This window comes from Roseomonas sp. 18066 (assembly GCF_902706185.1).
Taxonomy (GTDB): Bacteria; Pseudomonadota; Alphaproteobacteria; order Acetobacterales; family Acetobacteraceae; genus Pseudoroseomonas.
The window spans coordinates 19,131-38,563 of sequence record NZ_CACSJM010000048.1; the positions used below are offsets into that span (position 1 = coordinate 19,131).

The 19,433-nt window shown below is 72.7% G+C and carries 16 protein-coding genes and 1 pseudogene; 10 read left to right on the top strand and 7 right to left on the bottom strand.

Features of this window, described 5'->3' with window-relative positions:
* Positions 1-45: 45 nt before the first annotated feature.
* From GVN67_RS11970 to mutS, 4 genes are all read right to left on the bottom strand, one after another.
* Positions 46-420 carry a helix-turn-helix domain-containing protein gene (locus GVN67_RS11970; RefSeq protein WP_159996136.1) on the bottom strand — a complete coding sequence of 125 codons (375 nt, stop codon included), beginning with the start codon at positions 418-420 and terminating at the stop codon, positions 46-48.
* On the bottom strand, positions 417-953 hold the full coding sequence (locus tag GVN67_RS11975) for a Smr/MutS family protein (RefSeq protein WP_159996138.1): 537 nt from the start codon (positions 951-953) through the stop codon (positions 417-419). Before GVN67_RS11975 ends, GVN67_RS11970 begins: the two co-directional genes overlap by 4 nt.
* Positions 954-1,215: 262 nt before the next feature.
* Positions 1,216-4,056: a [protein-PII] uridylyltransferase gene (locus GVN67_RS11980; RefSeq protein WP_159996140.1), complete on the bottom strand. Its 2,841-nt coding sequence runs from the start codon at positions 4,054-4,056 to the stop codon at positions 1,216-1,218.
* Complete coding sequence (gene mutS, locus GVN67_RS11985) at positions 4,053-6,794, bottom strand: DNA mismatch repair protein MutS (protein ID WP_159996142.1); 2,742 nt, start codon at positions 6,792-6,794, stop codon at positions 4,053-4,055. The genes GVN67_RS11980 and mutS overlap by 4 nt, the downstream gene beginning before the upstream one ends.
* Positions 6,795-6,984: 190 nt before the next feature.
* On the opposite strand from mutS, the gene GVN67_RS11990 reads away from it, so the two are divergent.
* A complete protein-coding gene (locus tag GVN67_RS11990) occupies positions 6,985-8,577 on the top strand; it encodes an ABC transporter substrate-binding protein (protein WP_159996144.1) in 1,593 nt (530 codons plus the stop codon).
* A gap of 52 nt (positions 8,578-8,629) precedes the next feature.
* Here the strand turns inward: GVN67_RS11990 and GVN67_RS11995 are convergent, their stop codons facing one another.
* Positions 8,630-9,718, bottom strand: coding sequence for a murein transglycosylase A (locus GVN67_RS11995; RefSeq protein WP_235035259.1), 1,089 nt, complete (start codon positions 9,716-9,718; stop codon positions 8,630-8,632).
* Between the two features lie 8 nt (positions 9,719-9,726).
* Complete coding sequence (locus tag GVN67_RS12000) at positions 9,727-10,398, bottom strand: Tim44/TimA family putative adaptor protein (protein WP_159996146.1); 672 nt, start codon at positions 10,396-10,398, stop codon at positions 9,727-9,729.
* Between the two features lie 155 nt (positions 10,399-10,553).
* On the opposite strand from GVN67_RS12000, the gene GVN67_RS12005 reads away from it, so the two are divergent.
* From GVN67_RS12005 to murJ, 3 genes are all read left to right on the top strand, one after another.
* Positions 10,554-11,123, top strand: a complete 570-nt coding sequence (locus GVN67_RS12005) for a histidine phosphatase family protein (RefSeq protein WP_159996148.1) — start codon at positions 10,554-10,556, stop codon at positions 11,121-11,123.
* A gap of 94 nt (positions 11,124-11,217) precedes the next feature.
* Positions 11,218-11,754: a protein-export chaperone SecB gene (secB, locus tag GVN67_RS12010; protein WP_159996150.1), complete on the top strand. Its 537-nt coding sequence runs from the start codon at positions 11,218-11,220 to the stop codon at positions 11,752-11,754.
* A gap of 79 nt (positions 11,755-11,833) precedes the next feature.
* Positions 11,834-13,366: a murein biosynthesis integral membrane protein MurJ gene (gene murJ, locus GVN67_RS12015; RefSeq protein WP_159996152.1), complete on the top strand. Its 1,533-nt coding sequence runs from the start codon at positions 11,834-11,836 to the stop codon at positions 13,364-13,366.
* Positions 13,367-13,418: 52 nt separating this feature from the next.
* Here the strand turns inward: murJ and GVN67_RS12020 are convergent, their stop codons facing one another.
* Positions 13,419-15,041: a von Willebrand factor type A domain-containing protein gene (locus GVN67_RS12020; RefSeq protein ID WP_159996154.1), complete on the bottom strand. Its 1,623-nt coding sequence runs from the start codon at positions 15,039-15,041 to the stop codon at positions 13,419-13,421.
* A 138-nt stretch (positions 15,042-15,179) separates the two neighbouring features.
* Between GVN67_RS12020 and GVN67_RS12025 the strand changes: the two genes are divergently transcribed.
* The 6 genes and pseudogenes from GVN67_RS12025 to GVN67_RS12050 all read left to right on the top strand — a co-directional run.
* Entirely contained in the window at positions 15,180-15,917 is a 738-nt protein-coding gene (locus tag GVN67_RS12025) for a class I SAM-dependent methyltransferase (protein ID WP_159996156.1), read from the top strand.
* A 4-nt stretch (positions 15,918-15,921) separates the two neighbouring features.
* Positions 15,922-17,139: a bifunctional phosphopantothenoylcysteine decarboxylase/phosphopantothenate--cysteine ligase CoaBC gene (gene coaBC, locus GVN67_RS12030; protein ID WP_159996158.1), complete on the top strand. Its 1,218-nt coding sequence runs from the start codon at positions 15,922-15,924 to the stop codon at positions 17,137-17,139.
* Positions 17,136-17,588 (top strand): dUTP diphosphatase, encoded by a 453-nt coding sequence (gene dut / locus GVN67_RS12035; RefSeq protein WP_159996160.1) that lies wholly within the window; start codon positions 17,136-17,138, stop codon positions 17,586-17,588. The genes coaBC and dut overlap by 4 nt, the downstream gene beginning before the upstream one ends.
* 56 nt (positions 17,589-17,644) lie before the next feature.
* Entirely contained in the window at positions 17,645-18,487 is an 843-nt protein-coding gene (locus tag GVN67_RS12040) for a molybdopterin-synthase adenylyltransferase MoeB (protein WP_159996162.1), read from the top strand.
* Complete coding sequence (locus tag GVN67_RS12045) at positions 18,484-18,858, top strand: DsrE family protein (protein ID WP_159996164.1); 375 nt, start codon at positions 18,484-18,486, stop codon at positions 18,856-18,858. The genes GVN67_RS12040 and GVN67_RS12045 overlap by 4 nt, the downstream gene beginning before the upstream one ends.
* Positions 18,859-18,965: 107 nt before the next feature.
* A pseudogene (locus GVN67_RS12050) lies at positions 18,966-19,433 on the top strand (hypothetical protein); the annotation flags it as partial.

Here is a 19,433-nt window from a genome sequence, read left to right on the forward strand (position 1 = left end):
GCAGCCGCTTCGCAACTGCGAAGCCGGACCTGGCCGGGCCGCGCCTCAGCCGCGGCCGCCGGGCCCGGCGCCCTCGTCCAGCACGCGGCGCAGGCGCTGGATGGTGTCGCCCGGCAAGGTGCGGATGCGGCTGGCCAGCAGATTGGCAAGCTCCGTCGCCTCCGCCGACAGGCCGGACGTGTCGAGCGTAACGCGCGGATGCGACAGCCGCGCCAGCCGCACCATGTCCTCGGCATCGTCCCAGATCAGGCCGAAGTATTCGTTAACCTGGTGGATCAGCCCGGCCGAGGGCCGGCCGCGCCGCCCATGCTCCAGCGCGGACAAATACGCCGCCGAGACATGCAGCGCCTGGGCCAGCTGCTGCAGCGTGACGCCACGGTCCTGGCGCAGCGCGCGCAGCCGGGCGCCGAAGGGCGTCACGGCCGCCGCCGCCGGCGCAGCAGCAGATGCACCGCCCCCTGATTCGGCGCCGGATGCGCCGCCCCCAGCACCAGCGGCCGCAGGTCGGCGGCATTGAGCCAATGCGGCAATTCGCGCCGCAGCACCCCGCCCTCCGGCGCCGGGCCCTTGCCGGTGACGATGGCGACACAACGCAGCCCCTCGGCCTGCGCCGCCAGCAGGAAGCCGCGCACCGCCAGATAGGCGTCCTGCGCCCGCCGTCCATGCAGGTCCAGCGTGCGCTCCGGCCGCGTCCGGCCCCGGCGCAGGTCCTTCCAGCGATGGCTGTCCAACCCGCCCGGCTGCAGCCCGACATCCAGCACCGGCGGCGGCGCCTTGAGCACAGGCGCCTTGAGCCGCGGCGCCACCACCGGCGCCGGCGGCGGCGGCGGAGCCACCACCGGGGCCGCCGGCAAAGGCGGCAAGGCATGCCCGGGCAAAGGCTTCACCGTCGCCGTGTAGGCGCGCCACAAGGCGCGCTCTTCAGTGCTGAGGCTGCGACGGCGGGGAGGCATCGGGGTCCATTAGGTTTTTGGAGAGAGAAGGTCCAGGAGAAGGTTGGGGGAATGAATTCCCCCAAACCCCCATCTTTTTTCTGATCACCGGCCGTTCGGGGACCTGCGCCTCACCTGCGCTGTCGCCAGGGCATCGCGGCGGGACGCCATTCCTATAAAATCAGCGCACCCTCAAAGGTCGCGCTGCCGCGGGGCCGGGCCACGTACTGTCCCCACGTGGACACGGCAGTCCGAAAGAAAAGGGGAATTCATTCCCCTGGCCTTAGTCTCCGCCTTCATCCTCCGCCGGCGTCCCCAGCGCCACCAGCAGCGCGGCGCGCAGCGCGGCGAGCTTGCGTTCGTTCTCGATCTTCAGCCCGAAGACGTCCTTCACGTAGAAGACGTCCACCGCCCGCACGCCATAGGTGGTGATATGGGCCGAGGCGATCTGCAGCCCCTGCGCCGAGATCGCGCCGGTCACGTCATGCAGCAGGCCCGGGCGGTCGCGGCCGTTCAGCTCGATCACCGTGTGGGTGTTGCTGGCGAAGTTGTCGATCACCACGCGGCCCGGCACCTGCACGGCGCGCAGCCGGGCGGGCTCGCGCCGAACTTTCCGGATTTCCTGGACCAGGTTCAGCCGGCCGGACAGCGCCTGCTCGATCAGCACGGACAGCCGCGCCATCCGGTGCGGCGCATCAAAGGCGCCGCCTTGCGCGTCCTGCACCCAGAAGGTGTCCAGCGCCATGCCGTTGGTCATGGTGTGGATGCGGGCATCGACGATGGTCGCCCCCGCCACGGCCAGCGCCCCGGCGATGCGGCTGAACAGGCCCGGATGGTCGGAGCAGTAGACAGTGACCTCGGTCACCGCGCGGGCTTCCAGCACCCGGGTCGAGACCGAGAGCGGCGCGCCGCGGCCCTCGGCGTCGCGGATCAGGGCGGCGTGGCGGGCGTGGCTTTCCGGGTCGAAGGACAGCCAGTAGCCGGGATAGCCGAGGCCGAGGAAATGCTCGACCGCCGGCTTCGGCTGGTCCTCCAGCATCGCCGCCGCCGCCTGCTTGGCGCGGGCCACGCGCACGTCGCGCTCGGGCACCGACAGCCCGCCGGCCAGCACCTCGGCGACGCGCCAGTACAGCTCGCGCAGCAGGGTGGCCTTCCAGCCGTTCCAGACCTTGGGGCCGACGGCGCGCATGTCGGCGACGGTCAGCACCAGCAGCAGGCGCAGGCGTTCCGGCGACTGCACCACCTCGGCGATGTCGAGGATGGTCTTCGGGTCGTCGATGTCGCGCTTGAAGGCAGTCTGGCTGACCAGGAGATGGTTCAGCACCAGCCAGGAGACCGTCTCGGTCTCCTCCGGCGTCAGGCCGAGGCGCGGGCAGATCTCGAGGGCGATGCCGGCGCCGAGCTCCGAATGGTCGCCGCCGCGGCCCTTGGCGATGTCGTGCAGCAGCATCGCCACATGCAGGGCGCGGCGCGAATGCAGCTGACCGACCAGCTCGCTGGCGACCGGTGCGGCTTCGGCCAGCTCGCCCGCTTCCAGCTGGTTGAGCACGGCGATCGCCTCGATCGTGTGCTCCTCGACGGTGAAGACATGGTAGGTGTCGAACTGCATCAGGCCGACGATGCGGGCCCAGTCCGGGATGAAGCGGGACAGGAAGCCCACCTCGTTCAGCACCCGCATCCACTTGGCGGAATCGCGGCCCGACAGCAGGTCGAGGAACAGCTCGCTGGCTTCCGCGTCGCCGCGCAGCCCCTGGGCGAGCGGGGCGCTGCGGATCAGCGCGCGATGCGCCAGCGGATGCAGCTCCATGCCGCGGTCGCGGGCGGCGCGGACCAGGCGCAGCATCATCGCCGGCTCCTGCTCCACCGAGCGGTCCGGCGCGAAAAGCAGCTTGCCATCGGCGATGGCGACGCCGGCCACCGCCAGCGCCGGGTCGGGCGCGCGCTGCACCGCCGGCAGGCCGAGGGTGGCGCGCTCGATCGCCGGCTCCAGCAGGCGCGACAGGCGGACGACGTCGCGGGCGGTGAGGAACAGGTGCTTCATGAAGCGTTCCACCCCGTCCTGCTTGCCGTGCCGGGTGTAGCCCATGCGGGCGCCGACGACGGGCTGCAGGTCGAAGGTCAGGCGCTCCTCGGCGCGGCCGGTGACGTAGTGCAGGTGGAAGCGCACCGTCCACAGGAAGTCCCAGGCGCGCTTGAAGGCCCGCGCCTCGCGCGCCGTCAGCAGCCCGCCGCCGGGGCTGTCGGGCCCGACCAGCTCCGGCATGCGGCGCGCGCCGAAGGCGTAGCGCGCCAGCCAGTACATGGTCTGGATGTCGCGCAGGCCCCCGCGGCCTTCCTTCAGATGCGGCTCGACCAGATAGGGGCTGTCGCCGTAGCGGCGGTGGCGCGCGGTGCGCTCGGCCCGCTTGGCGGCCAGGAACTGGCCGATGCCCCATTCCTGCCGGGCATTGGCGAAGGCCTCCTCGAAGTTCGCGAAGACGGCCGCGTCGCCGGCCAGGAAGCGGCCATCGAGCAGCGCGGTCTGGATGGTGGCGTCGCCGCGCGCATCTTCCAGGCATTCGCGGATGCTGCGGGTGGCGTGGCCGACCTTCAGCCCGAGGTCCCACAGCAGGTACAGCATGAACTCCACCGCCCGCCGCCCGCGCGGGCCGAGCGGCCGGTCGGACAGGAACAGCAGGTCGATGTCGGAATAGGGCGCCAGCACGCCGCGGCCATAGCCGCCGGTGGCGGCCAGCACGAAGGGCGGCTCGGTGGTGCCGGCCAGGCCATCGGCGCCGGGCTCGGTCTGGCCGGGCCGCGCCTGGCCGGGGGCGACCTCGGCCAGGGTATAGGCGTGGATGGCGAAGATCAGCCCGTCGGTCAGCTCGCCCAGCATGCGGGCGGCGGTCAGGCCGGACAGGGCATGCGCCTCGAAGGCTTCCTGCACGCGGGACTGGATGCGGCCCAGCTGCCGCCGCAGCAGCATCAGCGCGACGTCCCGCCCCACCGGCGCGCCCGGGCTGGGGATCAGGTCGAGCACCACGTCGGGCAGCGGCCGCAGGGTCACGGCCGCGCCTTCGGGGCCAACACTGGACCCGCCATCATGGGCGGCAAAGGCGTCAGACACGTCGCCGGAGCTTCTCATCCGACCGAGTTTATCGCGCTCGTGCCTGGGGTAACAGCATCCTGCGGCAAATTGCTGCGACCGTTGCTGCCTTGCAGCAATTTCAGGCGATAGAGCGCCTCCAGGGCCTCCCGTGGCGACATCCGGTCGGGGTCCAGCGCCGCCAGCGCGGTGCCGAGCACCGCCTCTTCGCCCGCTGGTTGAGAGACGGCCTCGGCGGCGCCCTGCGAATCCGGTTCCGTCCTGGTTCCGCCGAACAGCGGCAGCTCCTCCGCCAGCGGCTCCAGCCCCCGGGCGCGGGTCTCCAGCGCCGCCAGCACGGCCCCGGCGCGCTGGGTGACGGCGCGCGGCACGCCGGCCAGCCGGGCGACATGCAGCCCCCAGGACTTCTCCGCCGCCCCGGCGCCGACCAGGTGCTGGAACACCACCTCGCCGCGATGCTCGCGCACCTTCATATTGGCCAGCTGCAGCTCCGGCAGCTTGCCGGACAGCGCGGTCAGCTCGTGGAAATGCGTGGCGAAGACGGCGCGGCAGCGGATGCGGTCATGCAGCGCCTCCAGCACGCTCCAGGCGATGGCCAAGCCGTCCCAGGTGGCGGTGCCGCGGCCGACCTCGTCCAGCACCACCAGGCTGCGCGACGTCGCCTGGTTCAGAATGGCGGCCGTCTCGGTCATCTCGACCATGAAGGTGGAGCGGCCGCCGGCGATGTCGTCGGCGGCGCCGACGCGGGAGAACAGCCGGTCGACCAGCCCGAGCCGCGCCTCGCGGGCGGGCACGAACATCCCCGCCTGGGCCAGCACCACCATGATGGCGTTCTGCCGCAGGAAGGTCGACTTGCCCGCCATGTTCGGCCCGGTCAGCAGGCACAGCCGCTGGCCGCCGGACAGGTCGGCGTCGTTCGGCACGAAGGCCGGACCCCGCGACCGGGCCAGCGCCGCCTCCACCACCGGGTGGCGGCCCTGGCGGATGCGGAAATCGGCGCGCTCGGTGAGCGTCGGCCGGCACCAGCCGCCGCCGGCCGCGAGCTCGGCGGCCGCGGCGTGGATGTCGATCTCGGCCATGGCCATGGCGCTGGCATCCAGCACCCGCGCGGCGTCCAGGCACAGCGCGCGCAGGTGCCGCACCACGACGATCTCGCGCTTCTGGGCCTGCTCCCCGGCCGCGGCCAGCTTGCGGTCGAGCTCGGCGAGCGCCGCGCAGGTGAAGCGATGCGCATTGGCCATGGTCTGGCGGTGGATCGGCGCCAGCCCCTCGGCCTCCAGCCCGGCCGGCGGGTCGCGCAGCAGCTTCTCGCCGGCGGCGGCCGGCATCTCCGCCAGGTAGCCGAATTGCTGGTGGTGGCGGACCTTGACGCTGGCCACCCCCCAGGACTGGGCCAGGCGCATCTGCAGCCCGGCGATGGCGCCGCGGGCATCGTCGCGCAGCCGCTTCAGCGCATCCAGCTCGCCATCATAGCCGGGGGCGACCAGGTTGCCGTCCTCCAGCCGCGCCGGCAGCTCCTCCGCCAGCGCCCGCTCCAGCTCGGCGCGCGGCGAGGCCTTCGGCAGCAGCAGGTCGCGCGCCTCGTCCAGCAGCGGCGGCAGGGCCGCGTCGACGCCGGCCAGGGCTTCGGCCATGGCCTCGGCCCGGGTCAGCCCGTCGCGGAGGGCGGCGAGATCCCGCGGCGCGAAACGGTCCAGCGCCAGCCGGGCCAGCGCGCGGGCCATGTCCGGCGCGCCCTTCAGCGCGCCGCGCAGCATCGCCCGCAGCGGCGCGTCGCCGAGCAGGAAGCCCACCGCGTCGTGCCGGGCGCCGATCGCCCCGGCATCGGTCAGCGGCGCCCCCAGCCGCGCCGCCAGCTCCCGGCAGCCGGAGGCGGTCAGCGTGCGATCGACCGCGGCCAGCAGGCAGTTGCGCGTCTCGCCGCGCTCGCTGCGCAGGATCTCCAGGCTGCGGCGGGTGGCGGCATCCATCCGCAGCACTTCCCGCCCGCCCTGCGGCTCCGGCGGGCGCAGCCGGGGGGCAGCCTCGCCCTGGGTCGCGCGGACATAGTCGAGGGCGAGCGCGGCCGCGGCCAGCTCCGCCTCGGCGAAGCTGCCGAAGCCGTCGAGCCCGGCCACCGCATAGAAATCGGTCAGCCGCCGCACCGGGTCGCGCGGCGCCAGCCGGCTGGTGACCTTCTCCGGCACCTGGCGCAGCGCGGCGAGGCTGCCCAGCGCCTCGTCGACCAGGATCTCGGCGGGCTCGAGGCGGGCCAGCAGCGCGCCGATCTCGGCCTGCGGCAGGATCTCGGTGGCGAAGGACCCGGTGGACAGGTCGACCCAGGCCGCGCCCAGCTCCCCCGCCGCGCCCGCCAGCGCCAGCAGCCAGGCCGGCCGCGCGCCATCCAGCAAAGAGTCCTCGGTCAGCGTGCCGGGGGTGACCAGCCGCACCACCTCCCGCCGGATGGTCGGCGCGCGGCGCGCCTTGGCCTGTTCCGGCGTCTCGCGCTGCTCGCAGATGGCGACCTTGTGCCCGGCGCGGATCAGCCGGGCCAGGTAGTTCTCCATCGCATGCACCGGCACGCCCGCCATCGGGATCGGCTGCCCGCGCAGCTCGCCGCGATGCGCCACCGCCAGGCCCAGCGCCTCCCCCGCCGCCACCGCATCATCGAAGAACAGCTCGAAAAAATCGCCCATGCGGAAGAACACCAGGGCGTCGGGATGCGCGGCCTTGGCGGCGAACCACTGGGCCATGGCCGGGGTCGCGCCTTCGGCGGAGAGCGGGGGGCGGGCATTCATGAGGGCTTTCCTAAAGCGAGCGCGCCCCCACGGTCCAGCGTCCCGCGCCAGCTTTGCCCTGGCCGCAACTCTTCACCCCGCTCGCCAAGATCCTGCTGCACCGCAGCAAGAAAAAAAAGCCTCGCGAAGACCCGTTGGCATGGCAGCCAAGCGAGCGCAGCATGCCGGCCGTTTCGCTGGAGGACCCGCCATGCTTCGTCGCAGTCTGTTCAAAGGGGGCGCCGGCGCGACCCTCGGCCTGCTCGCCGCCCCCATGCTCGCCGCCCCCGCCCTTGGCCAGAACAGCCGGGCCAGCACGCTGCGCTTCGTGCCGCAGGCCAACCTGACCGCGCTGGACCCGATCTGGACCACCGCGACCGTCACCGCCAACCACGGCTACTACGTCTTCGACACGCTCTATTCGCTGGACAGCCAGCTGCGCCCGCAGCCGCAGATGGCCGAGGGCCACACCGTCTCCGACGACGGCAAGCTGTGGCGCATCACGCTGCGCCCGGGGCTGAAGTTCCATGACGGCGAGCCGGTGCGCGCCCGCGACTGCGTGGCCTCCCTGCAGCGCTGGGTGGTGCGCGACCCCTTCGGCCAGCTGGTCGCCCGCGTCACCGAGGAATGGCGCGTCGTCGACGACCGCAGCTTCGAGATCCGGCTGAAGCGCCCCTTCCCGCTGCTGACCACGGCGCTGGGCAAGACCGACGGCTGCGCCTTCATCATGCCGGAGCGCCTGGCCAAGACCGACGCGACCAAGCAGGTGCCGGAGATGATCGGCTCCGGCCCCTATCGCTTCCTGGCCGGCGAGTACAATTCCGGCAGCCGCGCGGTCTATGAGAAATTCGCCGACTACGTCCCCCGCCAGGAGGCGCCCGATTTCGCCACCGGCGGCAAGGTCGCCAATTTCCAGCGCATCGAGTGGCACATCATCCCCGATGCCGCCACCGCCGCCGGCGCCCTGGTCAATGGCGAGATCGACTGGTGGGAACGCCCCCAGGTCGACCTGCAGCCCATGCTGGCCCGCGCCCGCGATGTCCGCCGCGAGGTGCTGGACAAGGCCGGCCGCCTGGCGCTGGCCCGGCTGAACTGCCTGCAGGCGCCCTTCAACGACCCGAAGATCCGCCGCGCCGTGCTGGCCTCGGTGATCCAGGAAAACTACATGCGCGCGGCGCAGGGCGACGACACCTCGGCCTGGACCGACACCCGCAGCATCTGGCCGAAGCGCACCCCCTACTACGCCGACAATGCCGACCTGATGCCGGGCGACCTGAACAAGGCGCGGGCCATGCTGAAGGAGGCCGGCTACGCCAACCAGAAGGTCACCATCATCAACCCCACCGACTTCCCCGATATCGGGCCGCTGGGCCAGGTGACGGCGGATGCGCTGGGCAAGATCGGCATGAATGTCGACCTGATGGAAAGCGACTGGGGCACCGTCATCCAGCGCCGCAACTCCCGCGAGGCCACCGACAAGGGCGGCTGGAGCATCTTCCACACCACCGGACCCGCCGCCTTCTACGGCAGCCCGGCCATGTCGCCGCTGATCCGTGGCCAGGGCGACGCCGGCTGGTTCGGCTGGTGGAAGAGCGACCGCGCCGAGGCGCTGACCGAGGAATGGCTCTTCGCCGCCGACGAGGCCGGCCAGAAGAAGGCCGCAGCCGAGCTCGGACGCCTCGGGCTGGAGGAAGTCGCCACCGTGCCGCTGGGGCAGTTCACCGTGCGGACCGCCTTCCGCAAGGAGCTGACCGGGCTGCTCGAAGGGACGGCGCCTTATCCCTGGAGCGTTAAGCGCGGCTGACAACAAGAAAGGCCGGGGGAAGGAATTCCCCCGGACCCCCATCTTTTTTCTGTCAGTTGGGCTCCAACACAAAAACCTCGGCGCGCTCCTTCATCAACCCGGCCGCCTCGCGCGCCTCGCTGCCCCACCCCCAGAACAGGTCGGCCCGCGCCTCGCCGCGAATCGCCCCGCCCGTGTCCTGCGCCAGCACCAGGCGCCGCATCGGCACGCCGCTGACCGGGTGCTTCGCCACGATCCACACCGGCCGCCCCAGCGGGATATGCGCCCGGTCCACCGCGATCGACCGCAGCGGCGTCAGCGGCACCCCCTGCGATCCCACCGGGCCTTCCTCGGGCCGCGCCGACCGCTCGCGGAAGAAGACGTAGGACGGGTTCTCGTCCATCAGCGCCCGCGCCCGCTCGGGCCCCGCGCGCTCCAGCCAGGCCAGGATGCTCTGCATCGAGACCTCCGCCCGCGGGATCTCGCCGCGATCCGCCAGCAGGCGCCCGATCGGCACATAGGCGCGGCCATTGGCGGCGGCATAGCCGAGCCGCCGCACGCTGCCATCCGGCAGCACCACCCGCCCCGAGCCCTGGATCTGCAGGAAAAACTTGTCGGCCGCGTCGTCGGCCCAGAGCAGCACCGGGGCCGGGCTGCCCCCTGCCTCGATGGCGGCCCGGTCCGGATAGGGCACCAGCCGCCCGCCCTCGACCTTTCCAGCCACCCGCTTGCCGCGCAGCTCGGTCGAGAACGCCCCGAGATCGACCTCCACCAGGTCGGCCGGCCGCCCCCGCAGCGGCGCCGGATCGGCCGTCGCCGGCTGGGTCAGGGAACCCCGCAGCTCCGGCTCGTAATAGCCGGTCATCAGCCCCTCGCCGGCGGCGCGCAGGGTGAAGCGTGTCTCGAAGAACCGCCGCGCCGCCGCGTCGTCGCCCGGCGGCAAAGCGCGCGCCTCGGCGCAGAGCGGCGCCGGCAGCGCCGGCGGCCGGCAGCCGGCGATGAAGGCCGGCAGCGCCTCGGACAGCCGGTCCTCGCCCCAGCCGGGCAGCTCGGCCACCCGCTGCGGCGCCTGGGCGCAGCCGGCCAACAGCGTCAGGGCTGCGCAAAAAAGAAGGCCAGGGACGGTGACGCCCCTGGCCATGACATTCGATCGGACAGCCACGAAGCGGATCAGGCCGACTGCGTGGCGACCAGCTTCCAGGTCGGGTCCGTGCTGCGCAGGTCGCGCTGGAAGGTCCACAGGTCGGTGATCTCGGTCACCGCCTCGGTGCCCGCAACCTCGGTGCCATCCGCCGCCGTGGTCAGGTTCAGCTGGTCGGAGACGATGCGCACCGTGACATCGGCGACATTGCCGCGCAGGTCCGCCGCCTCGATCCCCATCTCGTGCACCGAGCGGATTTCGGTCCGCTGCTGCTCCCCGGCCGATTCGCGGGCGGTGATGGCGCCCTCGAAGCCGGCATAGGTGTCGTCGGACAGCAGATTGCGCAGCGTCGCCCGGTCGCCCGCGGCGAAGGCCGTGACGATCATGCGGAAGGCGCCCTCGGCCCCGCCCAGGAAGCCGGCCGGGTCGAAGCCGGCATCCGACCCGCGGATGCGGGTCAGCGCCTGGCCCACCGGGCTGCGCTGGTCGGGCAGCACCAGCCGCGGCCCGCCGGGAACCGCCGCCGGCGGCTGCGCGGCATCGGCCTGGCGCGGCCCGGGCACAGGCTGGCCGGGCACCGGCCGCTCCTGCGGCGGGCGCTCGAAGCCCTGGCGACGGCCCAGGACGCTGCGCAGACGCAGCACCAGGAAGGCGGCCACCATGGCGAACAGGATCAGATCGACCGGGAAGCCGCCGGACATTGCATTCTCCTCATGTGTCACATCTAGGTGGCAGGGGGCCTCACCGCAACGGCAATGCGACGATGATGCGACGCGCTGGCCTCTCTATTGCACGACTTGCCGGCCGATGGGACGCTCGCTACTGCCCAAGGCGCCGCCCTTACCGGAGTTTCGCGATGATTCTGCTGCGTCACGGCCAGAGCGAGTTCAACCTGCATTTCACCGCCACCCGGCGCGACCCCGGCATCAAGGACCCGAAGCTGACCGCGCTGGGCCATGACCAGGCCGCCCAGGCCGCCGAGGCGCTGACCGCCCCCGGCGCCGCGCCGCCGATCCGCCGCATCATCGCCAGCCCCTATACCCGCGCTTTGCAGACCGCGGCGCCGCTGGCGAAGAAGCTCGGCCTGCCGGTGCTGATCCAGCCGCTGGTGCGGGAACGCTACGCCTTCGTCTGCGACGTCGGCTCGCCCCGCACCCAGCTGCGGCTCGACTGGCCCGGGCTCGACCTGGACCATATCGACGAGGTCTGGTGGCCCGCGGTGGAAGAACCCGCCGACCAGGTCGAATCCCGCGCGAAACTGTTCCGGGCGGAGATGTCGGCGCTCGCCGACTGGGAGAACACCGTGGTCGTCTCCCATTGGGGCTTCATCCTGTCGATGACCGGCCAGTCGGTGACCAACGGCGAATGGCTGCGCTGCGACCCGACCGAGGCCGCCCCCGCCAGCATCTCCTGGAAGCACCCCTGACGCCTGCGGCTTCGGGGCTGTGACGGGCGGGCGGGCCGTGCTACCCCGCCCCCCGCCATCGACCTGTGCAATCGAACCGCCTTTGGGGGCCCGCATGTCCGACACCTCTCTGCCGCCCGACGCCCAGGCGCCCAACGGCGCCGCGAACGGCGCGGTGCCGCCCGGCCCGCTGCTGATGAACCTGCAATACACCAAGGACCTGTCCTTCGAGGTCCCGGGCGCGCCGGAGATCTTCGCGACGCTGCGCGAGCAGCCGCGCATCGACCTGGCCCTCGACGTCCAGGCCCGCCCGCTGCAGCAGGGCGGCAATGTCTTCGAGGTCTCGCTGCAGATCCGCGCCGACGCCCAGGTCCCCGGCCAGGACGGCGCCAGCCAGACCGCCTTCATCGCCGAGCTGGTCTATTGCGGCATCTTCACCCTGAACGTCGAGCCGAACCTGGTCGAGCCGCTGCTGCTGGTCGAATGCCCGCGCCTGCTGTTCCCCTTCGCCCGCAACATCCTGGCCGACATCACCCGCGACGGCGGCTTCCCGCCCGTCCTGCTGACGCCGATCGACTTCGTGGCGCTGTGGCAGTCGCGCCGCGGCCAGTCCAGCGCCGACACCATGCCGCCGCCGATCGCCAACGCCTGATCGTCTTTCCGGCGGGCGGCGTGGGCCTGATGGCTCCGCCGCCCTTTTTCCGTCTGCTTGTCTCTCTGGGGCAGGGTCCATGTTCCGCAACGTGCTGACCATCGGCGGCTGGACCTTCGTCAGCCGCATCCTGGGCTTCCTGCGCGACATGGCGATCGCGGCGACGCTGGGCGCCGGGCCGCAGGCCGACGCCTTCTTCATCGCGCTGCGCCTGCCCAACCTGTTCCGCCGCCTGTTCGGCGAAGGCGCCTTCAACGCCGCCTTCGTCCCCGCCTTCACCGGCCTGTTGACCCTGGAAGGCCCCCGCCGCGCCCGCGACCTGGCCGAGCGCATGTCGACCCTGATGTCGCTCTGGCTCAGCCTGCTGGTCGTCCTCGGCATGGTCTTCATGCCCCAGGTGATGCGCGTCCTCACCCCGGGCCTGGCCGACGACCCCTACCGCTTCGAGCTGGTCGTCGAGCTGTCCCGCATCACCTTCCCCTACCTGCTGTTCATCTGCCTGACGGCGCTCGTCAGCGGCGTGCTGAACGCCGTCGACCGCTTCGCCATGGCCGCCGGCGCGCCGCTGCTGTTCAACCTCTTCGCCATCGGCTCGCTCCTCGCGCTGACCCCCTTCGTGGCGACGCCGGCCCATGCCCTCGCCTGGGGCACCATGGCCTCCGGCGTCGCGCAGCTGGCGCTGGTGGTCTATTCGGCGCGCAAGGCCGGCTTCGGCTTCCGCCTGATCTCCTGGCCCAAGGTCACGCCGGAGACCCGCCAGGTCATCCGCACCATGCTGCCCGGCCTGCTCGGCGCCAGCATCACCCAGCTCAGCCTGGCCATCGACATCTTCATCGCCTCCCTGCTGCCGGCCGGCGCCGTCAGCATGCTGAACTACGCCGACCGCGTGGCGCAGCTGCCGCTCGGCGTGGTCGGCGCCGCCATCGGCACCGCCCTGCTGCCCGTCCTGTCCCGCCAACTGCGCGCCGGCCACCGGCTGTCCGCCCATCGCAGCATGAACCGGGCGATCGAGCTCTCCCTCGGCCTGACCCTGCCGGCCGCCGCCGCCCTGGTCGTGCTCGCCACCCCCATCGTCCAGGTGCTGTTCCAGCGCGGCGCCATGGACGCCGCGGCCGCCCTCGCCACCGCCGAGGCGCTGCAGGCCTATGCCCTCGGCCTGCCCGCCTTCGTCCTGATCAAGGCCTTCGCCCCCGGCTTCTTCGCCCGCGCCGACACCGCCACCCCGGTCAAGATCGGCATCCTGGTGGTGGCGGTGAACCTGTCGCTGAGCCTGACCCTGATCCAGTTCCTGGCCCATGTCGGCATCGCCCTCGCCACCTCCATGGCCGCCTGGGTCAATGCCGGGCTGCTCGCCTTCATCCTGTGGCGCCGTGGCCAGTTCCTCGCCGACCGCCGCCTGCGCCGGAACCTCTGGCGCCTGGTGCTGGCCAGCATCGTCATGACGGCAGCCCTTCTCGGGATGGAGCAGGTCGTCCACCCCGAAGGCGCGCTGCTCCGCCTCCTCGGCCTCGGGCTCTTCGTCGGCGTCGGGATGGCCGTCTATTTCGGCACCACGGCGGCGCTGGGGGCGCTGAAGCCGATGGAGCTGCTCAGGCGGCGGCGGAAAGCGTAAGCAAAGGCCGGGGGAAGGAATTCCCCCGGACCCCCATCTTTTTTCTGTCGGTTCAGCGTGCCGACGACTCCAGCGCAGCCGCCATCCGGAGCGCCGCCACCAGCTCCGCACGGCGGCCATCGCGATCCTCCCCGCGGGCGGCCTCGGCCAGCGCCAGGGACTCGGCGAAAGACCAGCCGCCAATCTGCTCGGACCGCCGCAAGCGCTCGGCGAAGCCCGCCACCGCCGCCGCCCAGCGCGCTGCCTCGGGCGCCGCCGCCAGGCTGGCCACCCGGTCCGCCTCGGTGATCGGCCGGTCGATCTGCCGGCTGCGCGCCTCCCCCGCCGGCTTGTAGGCCACCCGCAGGAAGCCGAGCTCCGCCGACCGCACGCCCGCGGCCGGCGCCGCCGCATAACGCCGCGGCGGGATCGGCGTCGCGTCGCTCCCCGCCTCGACGATCTCGAACAGCGCGGTCACGCTCCGCCCCGAGCCGATCTCCCCCGCATCCACCCGGTCGTTGGTCAGGTCCTCGGCCCGCAGCTGCCGCGTCTCGAAGCCGATCAGCCGGTACTGCGCGACGCGGGCCGGGTTGAACTCCACCTGCAGCTTCACGTCGTCGGCCACCGGCAGGATGTTCCCCGCCAGATCCTCCACCAGCCCGCGCCGCAGGTCTTCCAGCGTGGCGGCATGGATGGCGGTGCCGTTGCCGGCGCGCGCCAGGGTGTGCAGCGTCCGGTCGTTCAGATTGCCCATCCCGACGCCGATGGCGGTCAGGTACAGCCCGGCCCGCCGCCGCTCGGTGATCAGCGCCTCCAGCGCCGCCGGGCTCGACGGCCCGACATTGAAGTCGCCATCGGTCGCGAGGATGACGCGGTTCACCGCCGCCGGGTCGCGATGCCGCGCGGCCAGGTCATAGGCGGCGCGCAGCCCCTCGCCCCCGGCCGTGCCGCCGGCGGCCTGCAGCCCCTCCACCGCGGCGGCGATCTCGTCGCGCCGGTCGCCCGGCACCGCGGTCAGCACCGTCCGCGTCTGGTTGGCATAGGTGACCAGCGACACCCGGTCCTCGGCCGTCAGCTGCGGCAGCATCAGCAGCAGCCCCTGACGCAGCAGCGGCAGCCGGTCCGGCCCGCTCATCGAGCCCGAGACATCGACCAGGAACACCAGGTTCAGCTTCTGCCGCCGCGCCGAGGGCGCCGGGCTCGCCGTGCGCAGCCCGATCTGCAGCAGCTGCCGCCCCGGCGCCCAGGGCGCGGGATGGACCGACACGAACTGCCCGAAGGCCTGGGCCCCGGCGGGCTGCGGATAGCCGTAGTCGAAGGCGTTCAGGAACTCCTCCGGCCGCACCGTCGCGGGCCCCGGCAGCGCGCCGCCGGCGATCACCCGCCGCGCATAGGCGTAGGACGCCGTGTCCTGCGCCAGCGAGATGGTGGCCACCGGCTGCTCGGCGGCGACCTGCCAGGCGCTGGGCGCGGCATTGGCGAAGCGGTCGGCCTCGGCCGCGGCGGGTGGCGGCAGGCGCGTCAGGCGGGGCGGCAGGCTGCGGCTGGCCATCGGCGCCATGGCCGGCGCGGGGGCGGCCATCGGGGCCGCCATCGGCGCGGCGGACCCCGCCACCGGCCCCGGCGCCCGGTCGCAACCGGCCACCAGCAGCATCAGGGCGGCCAGCGCCGCGCCGCATCGCCTCGATCGATCCATGGTCCCGCGCCTTCCTTCCCGGTGGTGGCGTCAGCCTCGACCGTGGCCATGGCCGCAACAAGGCGGCCGCCACCACCGCACGGCCACGCTTCGCCGGCCCACCTTTTCCCCGGGCGCCACCGCGCTATGCTGCGCCCCATGACCCAGACCACCGATTTCGGCTTCCGCGAAGTCCCCCGCGACGCCAAGGCGTCCATGGTGCGGGAGGTGTTCGACAGCGTCGCGCCGCGATACGACGTGATGAACGACCTGATGTCGCTGGGCCTGCACCGGGCCTGGAAGCAGGCCTTCGTCGCCGCCATCGGCGCCGGCGCCAGCGACACGCTGCTGGACCTGGCGGCCGGCACCGGCGACGTCGCCTTCCTGGCCAAGAAGCGCGGCGCCGGCCGGGTCATCCTGGCCGATATCAACGCCGCCATGCTGGGCGTCGGCCAGGGCCGCGCGCTGGAGAAGGGGCTGGCCTCCGGCCTTGACTTCGTCTGCTGCGACGCCGAGCACATCCCGCTGCCCAGCCGCTCGGTGGAAAAGGTCTCGATGGCCTTCGGCCTGCGCAACTGCACCGACAAGGACGCCGTGCTGCGCGAGGGCTTCCGGGTGCTGCGCCCGGGTGGCCGCATGCATGTCCTGGAGTTCTCGAAGCTCGAGGTCGCGGCGCTGCGGCCGCTCTACGACGCCTGGTCCTTCAAGGCGCTGCCCGCCATCGGCCAGCGCATCGCCCAGGACGGCGACAGCTACCAGTACCTGGCCGAGAGCATCCGCATGTTCCCCGACCAGCCGACGCTCGCCGGCATGTTCGAGGCCGCGGGCTTCGAGCGCGTGGCTTACCGCAACCTCTCCGGCGGCATCGTCGCCATCCACACCGGCTGGAAGCTCTGACGCCATGACCCTGCAGGGCCGGCATGTGCTGCTGGTGATCAGCGGCAGCGTCTCGGCCTTCAAGGCGCTGGAGCTGATGCGGCTGCTGCGCAAGGCCGGCGCTAGGGTCACGCCCGTGCTGACCGCCGGCGGCGCCCGCTTCGTCACGCCGCATGCCGTCCAGGCCATCGCCGGCGAGCCGGTGCACCAGGACCTCTGGTCGCTCTCCGGCGAGGCCGAGATCGGCCATATCCGCCTGGCCCGCATGGCGGAGCTCATGGTGGTCGTCCCCGCCTCGGCCGATTTCCTGGCCAAGATGGCGCATGGCCTGGCCGACGACCTGGCCAGCACGGTCATGCTGGCGACCGACCGCCCGATTCTGGTGGCGCCGGCCATGAACTGGGCGATGTGGGGCCACCCGGCGACGCGCGCCAACATGGCCCTGCTGGAATCCCGCGGCATCCGTCGCATCGGCCCCGGCATCGGCGCCATGGCCGAATCCGAATCCGGCCCCGGGCGCCTGGCCGAGCCGGCCGAGGTCTTCGACGCCATCGCCGCGATGCTGACGGCACCGACAGAAAAGCCACTGGCCGGCCGCCATGCCCTGGTCACCAGCGGCCCGACGCAGGAGCCGATCGACCCGGTCCGCTACATCAGCAACCGCTCCAGCGGGCAGCAGGGGCATGCCATCGCGACGGCGCTTGCCGCGCTGGGCGCGCGGGTGACGCTGGTCTCCGGCCCCGTCGCCCTGCCCGACCCCGCCGGCGTCAACGTCCTCCGCGTCGAGACCGCGCAGGAAATGCTGGCCGCCTGCGAGGCCGCGCTGCCCGCCGACATCGCCGTCTGCGCCGCCGCCGTGGCCGATTGGCGCGTCGCCCATGCCGCGACCCAGAAGATGAAGAAAAAGCCCGGCGAGGCGCCGCCGCCGCTGGAATTGGCGCTGAACCCGGACATCCTGGCGACGATCTCCCGCCATGCCCGCCGGCCGCGGCTGGTGGTGGGCTTCGCCGCCGAGACCGAGCATGTCATCGACCACGCGCGGCAAAAACTGGCCCGCAAGGGCTGCGACTGGATCCTGGCCAACGACGTCTCGGCCGACGTTTTCGGCGGCACCGAGAACACCATCCACCTCGTCAGCGCCGATGGCGTCGAGGATTGGCCCAGGCTGCCCAAGACCGAGGTCGGCCGCCGCCTCGCCGCCCGCATCGCCGCCGAATTTTCTTCTGTTCCGGAAGCTTCATGACCCTGACCATCGCCGTCCGCCGCCTGCCGCATGCCGAGGGCCTGCCCCTGCCCAGCTACGCCACCGAAGGCGCCGCCGGCTTCGACCTGCTGGCGGCGGTGCACGACCCGCTGACCATCCCGGCCGGCGGCCGCGCGCTGGTGCCGACCGGACTGCAGATCGCGCTGCCCGAGGGGCATGAGCTGCAGATCCGCCCGCGCTCCGGCCTGGCGCTGAAGCACGGCATCATGCTGCCCAACAGCCCCGGCACCATCGACGAGGATTATCGCGGCGAGCTGCAGGTCATCGTGCTGAATGGCGGCGACGCGCCCTTCATCGTCGAGCGCGGCATGCGCATCGCCCAGGGCGTGGTCGCGCCCGTCTTCCGCGCTGGCTGGGCCGAGGTCGAGACGCTGCCCGAGACGGTGCGCGGCGCGGGCGGCTTCGGCAGCACCGGGACGAAGGTTTGATCTTGGGGGGCTAACCCCCTCCGCCGGCATTGCGCGCCGGCGGCGGCCCCGCCCATATGTCGGCCATGGACCTCGACTTCACCGACTCGGAGCTGCATCGCTACTCCCGCCATATCCTGCTGCAGGAAGTGGGCGCGGTGGGCCAGGCGAAGCTGCGCGCGGCGCGGGTGCTGGTGGTCGGCGCCGGCGGGCTGGGCGCGCCGCTGGCGCTTTACCTCGCCGCCGCCGGCATCGGCACCATCGGCCTGGTCGATGACGACCGGCTGGAGCTGTCGAACCTGCAGCGCCAGGTGGTGCATGCGACGAGCCGGATCGGCCGCGCCAAGGTCGACAGCGCCGCCGAGACGCTGCGCGGGTTGAACCCCGAGGTCCGGCTGGAGCTGCACGAGCGCCGCCTCGACGCCGCCGCCGCCGCCGAGCTGATCCCGCAATACGATATCGTCTGCGACGGCACCGACAATTTCGAGACCCGTTTCCTCCTGGGCGATGCCTGCCACCTGCTGGGGCGCACCCTGGTCTCGGCCGCGGTGCTGCGCTTCGAGGGGCAGCTGGCCACCTTCAAGTCGCATCAGGGCCATGCCTTCCCCTGCCAGCGCTGCCTGCACCCCGAGCCGCCACCGCCCGGCCTGGTGCCCAGCTGCTCCGAGGCCGGGGTGCTCGGCGCGGTGACCGGCGTCATGGGGTCCCTCCAGGCCAGCGAGGTGCTGAAGGAAGTCATGGGCATCGGCGAGAGCATGGCCGGCCGCCTGCTGCTGTGGGACGCGCTGGATGCCCGCTTCCGCACGGTGAAGCTGCGGCGCGACCCGGAATGCGCGCTGTGCGGCGATCAGCCCAGGATCCGCGACCTGTCCTGCCACGCCGTGCCCGCCGCCGCCTGCGCGGTCGGAGGCGCCGCATGAGCCTGCCGCTGGGGATCCTGCTGCGCTCGGCCGGGCACGAGGCCGGGCATTACGCGCTGATGCTGGCCACGGGCGCCGCCGCCATCGGCCGCCCGGTGGTGATCTTCGCCACCAATGGCGGCTGCGGCCTGCTGCTGAAGCGCACGCCCTTGCTGTCCGACCCGCGAGAAGACCTGCTGGCGCGGCGCGGCGTCGTCGGCATCGCGCCGCTGCTGGATGCGGCGATCGACCTCGGCGTGCGCCGCATCGTCTGCGAGGCCGGGCTGCGCGCCGAATCACTGGAGGAGGCGCCGCTGGCCGAAGGCGTCGAGGTCGCCGGCGTCGTCACCTTCCTGACCGCGGTCGGGTCCGGCCAGCTGCTGTCGCTGTGATGCGGGGCGTTTTTGCCGCGCCGCGGCGGGGAGATTTTGCCGCGCTGCGGCGGCGGGGCGCGAAGCTTGGCTTGACCGACGCGCCGCATTGCGGTCGTGATCGCCGCATGACTGCGCTGCCTTTCCCCTTGCCGCCGAAGCCCGTGCTCCGCCCCTCCCGCCTGGCCCTGCTGCCGTCGCTGCTGGCGCTGCTGCTGGCCGCCGGCCCGGTCGCGGCCCAATCGAGTTTGGGGGGCTCGGGCGGCACGCTGCAGCCGCCGGTGCCGCCCGGCGGCGCGCCGCCCGCCGCCAGCAACCCCCAGGGCAATGTGCTGCGCGCCCCGCCCGGCGCCGTCCGCGGCGCGCCGCAGGCGCCCGCCCGCAACGAGGCCCCGGCGGCCCGCACCCCGGCGCCGGCCACCCCCGCGCCGTCCCAGGGCGGCAACGTGCTGCGCGCGCCCTCCCGCGAGACGCCGGCCCGCGAGACTCCGGCCCAGGCCGCGCCGCGCCAGCAGGTCTTCTCGCGGGTCGGACAGCAAGGGCGTGCGCTTCAGCAGCAGGCCGCAGCCGCCATTGGTGGCGAAGATCACCACCGG

Coding starts and splice junctions, on each gene's coding strand:
- GVN67_RS12000 (WP_159996146.1), bottom strand. CDS start 10,398: ATGTCCGGCGGCTTCCCGGTCGATCTGATCCTGTTCGCCATGGTGGCC.
- coaBC (WP_159996158.1), top strand. CDS start 15,922: ATGACCCTGCAGGGCCGGCATGTGCTGCTGGTGATCAGCGGCAGCGTC.
- GVN67_RS11980 (WP_159996140.1), bottom strand. CDS start 4,056: ATGAGAAGCTCCGGCGACGTGTCTGACGCCTTTGCCGCCCATGATGGC.
- GVN67_RS12040 (WP_159996162.1), top strand. CDS start 17,645: ATGTCGGCCATGGACCTCGACTTCACCGACTCGGAGCTGCATCGCTAC.
- GVN67_RS12020 (WP_159996154.1), bottom strand. CDS start 15,041: ATGGATCGATCGAGGCGATGCGGCGCGGCGCTGGCCGCCCTGATGCTG.
- GVN67_RS12045 (WP_159996164.1), top strand. CDS start 18,484: ATGAGCCTGCCGCTGGGGATCCTGCTGCGCTCGGCCGGGCACGAGGCC.
- dut (WP_159996160.1), top strand. CDS start 17,136: ATGACCCTGACCATCGCCGTCCGCCGCCTGCCGCATGCCGAGGGCCTG.
- mutS (WP_159996142.1), bottom strand. CDS start 6,794: ATGAATGCCCGCCCCCCGCTCTCCGCCGAAGGCGCGACCCCGGCCATG.
- GVN67_RS12025 (WP_159996156.1), top strand. CDS start 15,180: ATGACCCAGACCACCGATTTCGGCTTCCGCGAAGTCCCCCGCGACGCC.
- GVN67_RS11975 (WP_159996138.1), bottom strand. CDS start 953: ATGCCTCCCCGCCGTCGCAGCCTCAGCACTGAAGAGCGCGCCTTGTGG.
- GVN67_RS12005 (WP_159996148.1), top strand. CDS start 10,554: ATGATTCTGCTGCGTCACGGCCAGAGCGAGTTCAACCTGCATTTCACC.
- GVN67_RS11990 (WP_159996144.1), top strand. CDS start 6,985: ATGCTTCGTCGCAGTCTGTTCAAAGGGGGCGCCGGCGCGACCCTCGGC.
- murJ (WP_159996152.1), top strand. CDS start 11,834: ATGTTCCGCAACGTGCTGACCATCGGCGGCTGGACCTTCGTCAGCCGC.
- secB (WP_159996150.1), top strand. CDS start 11,218: ATGTCCGACACCTCTCTGCCGCCCGACGCCCAGGCGCCCAACGGCGCC.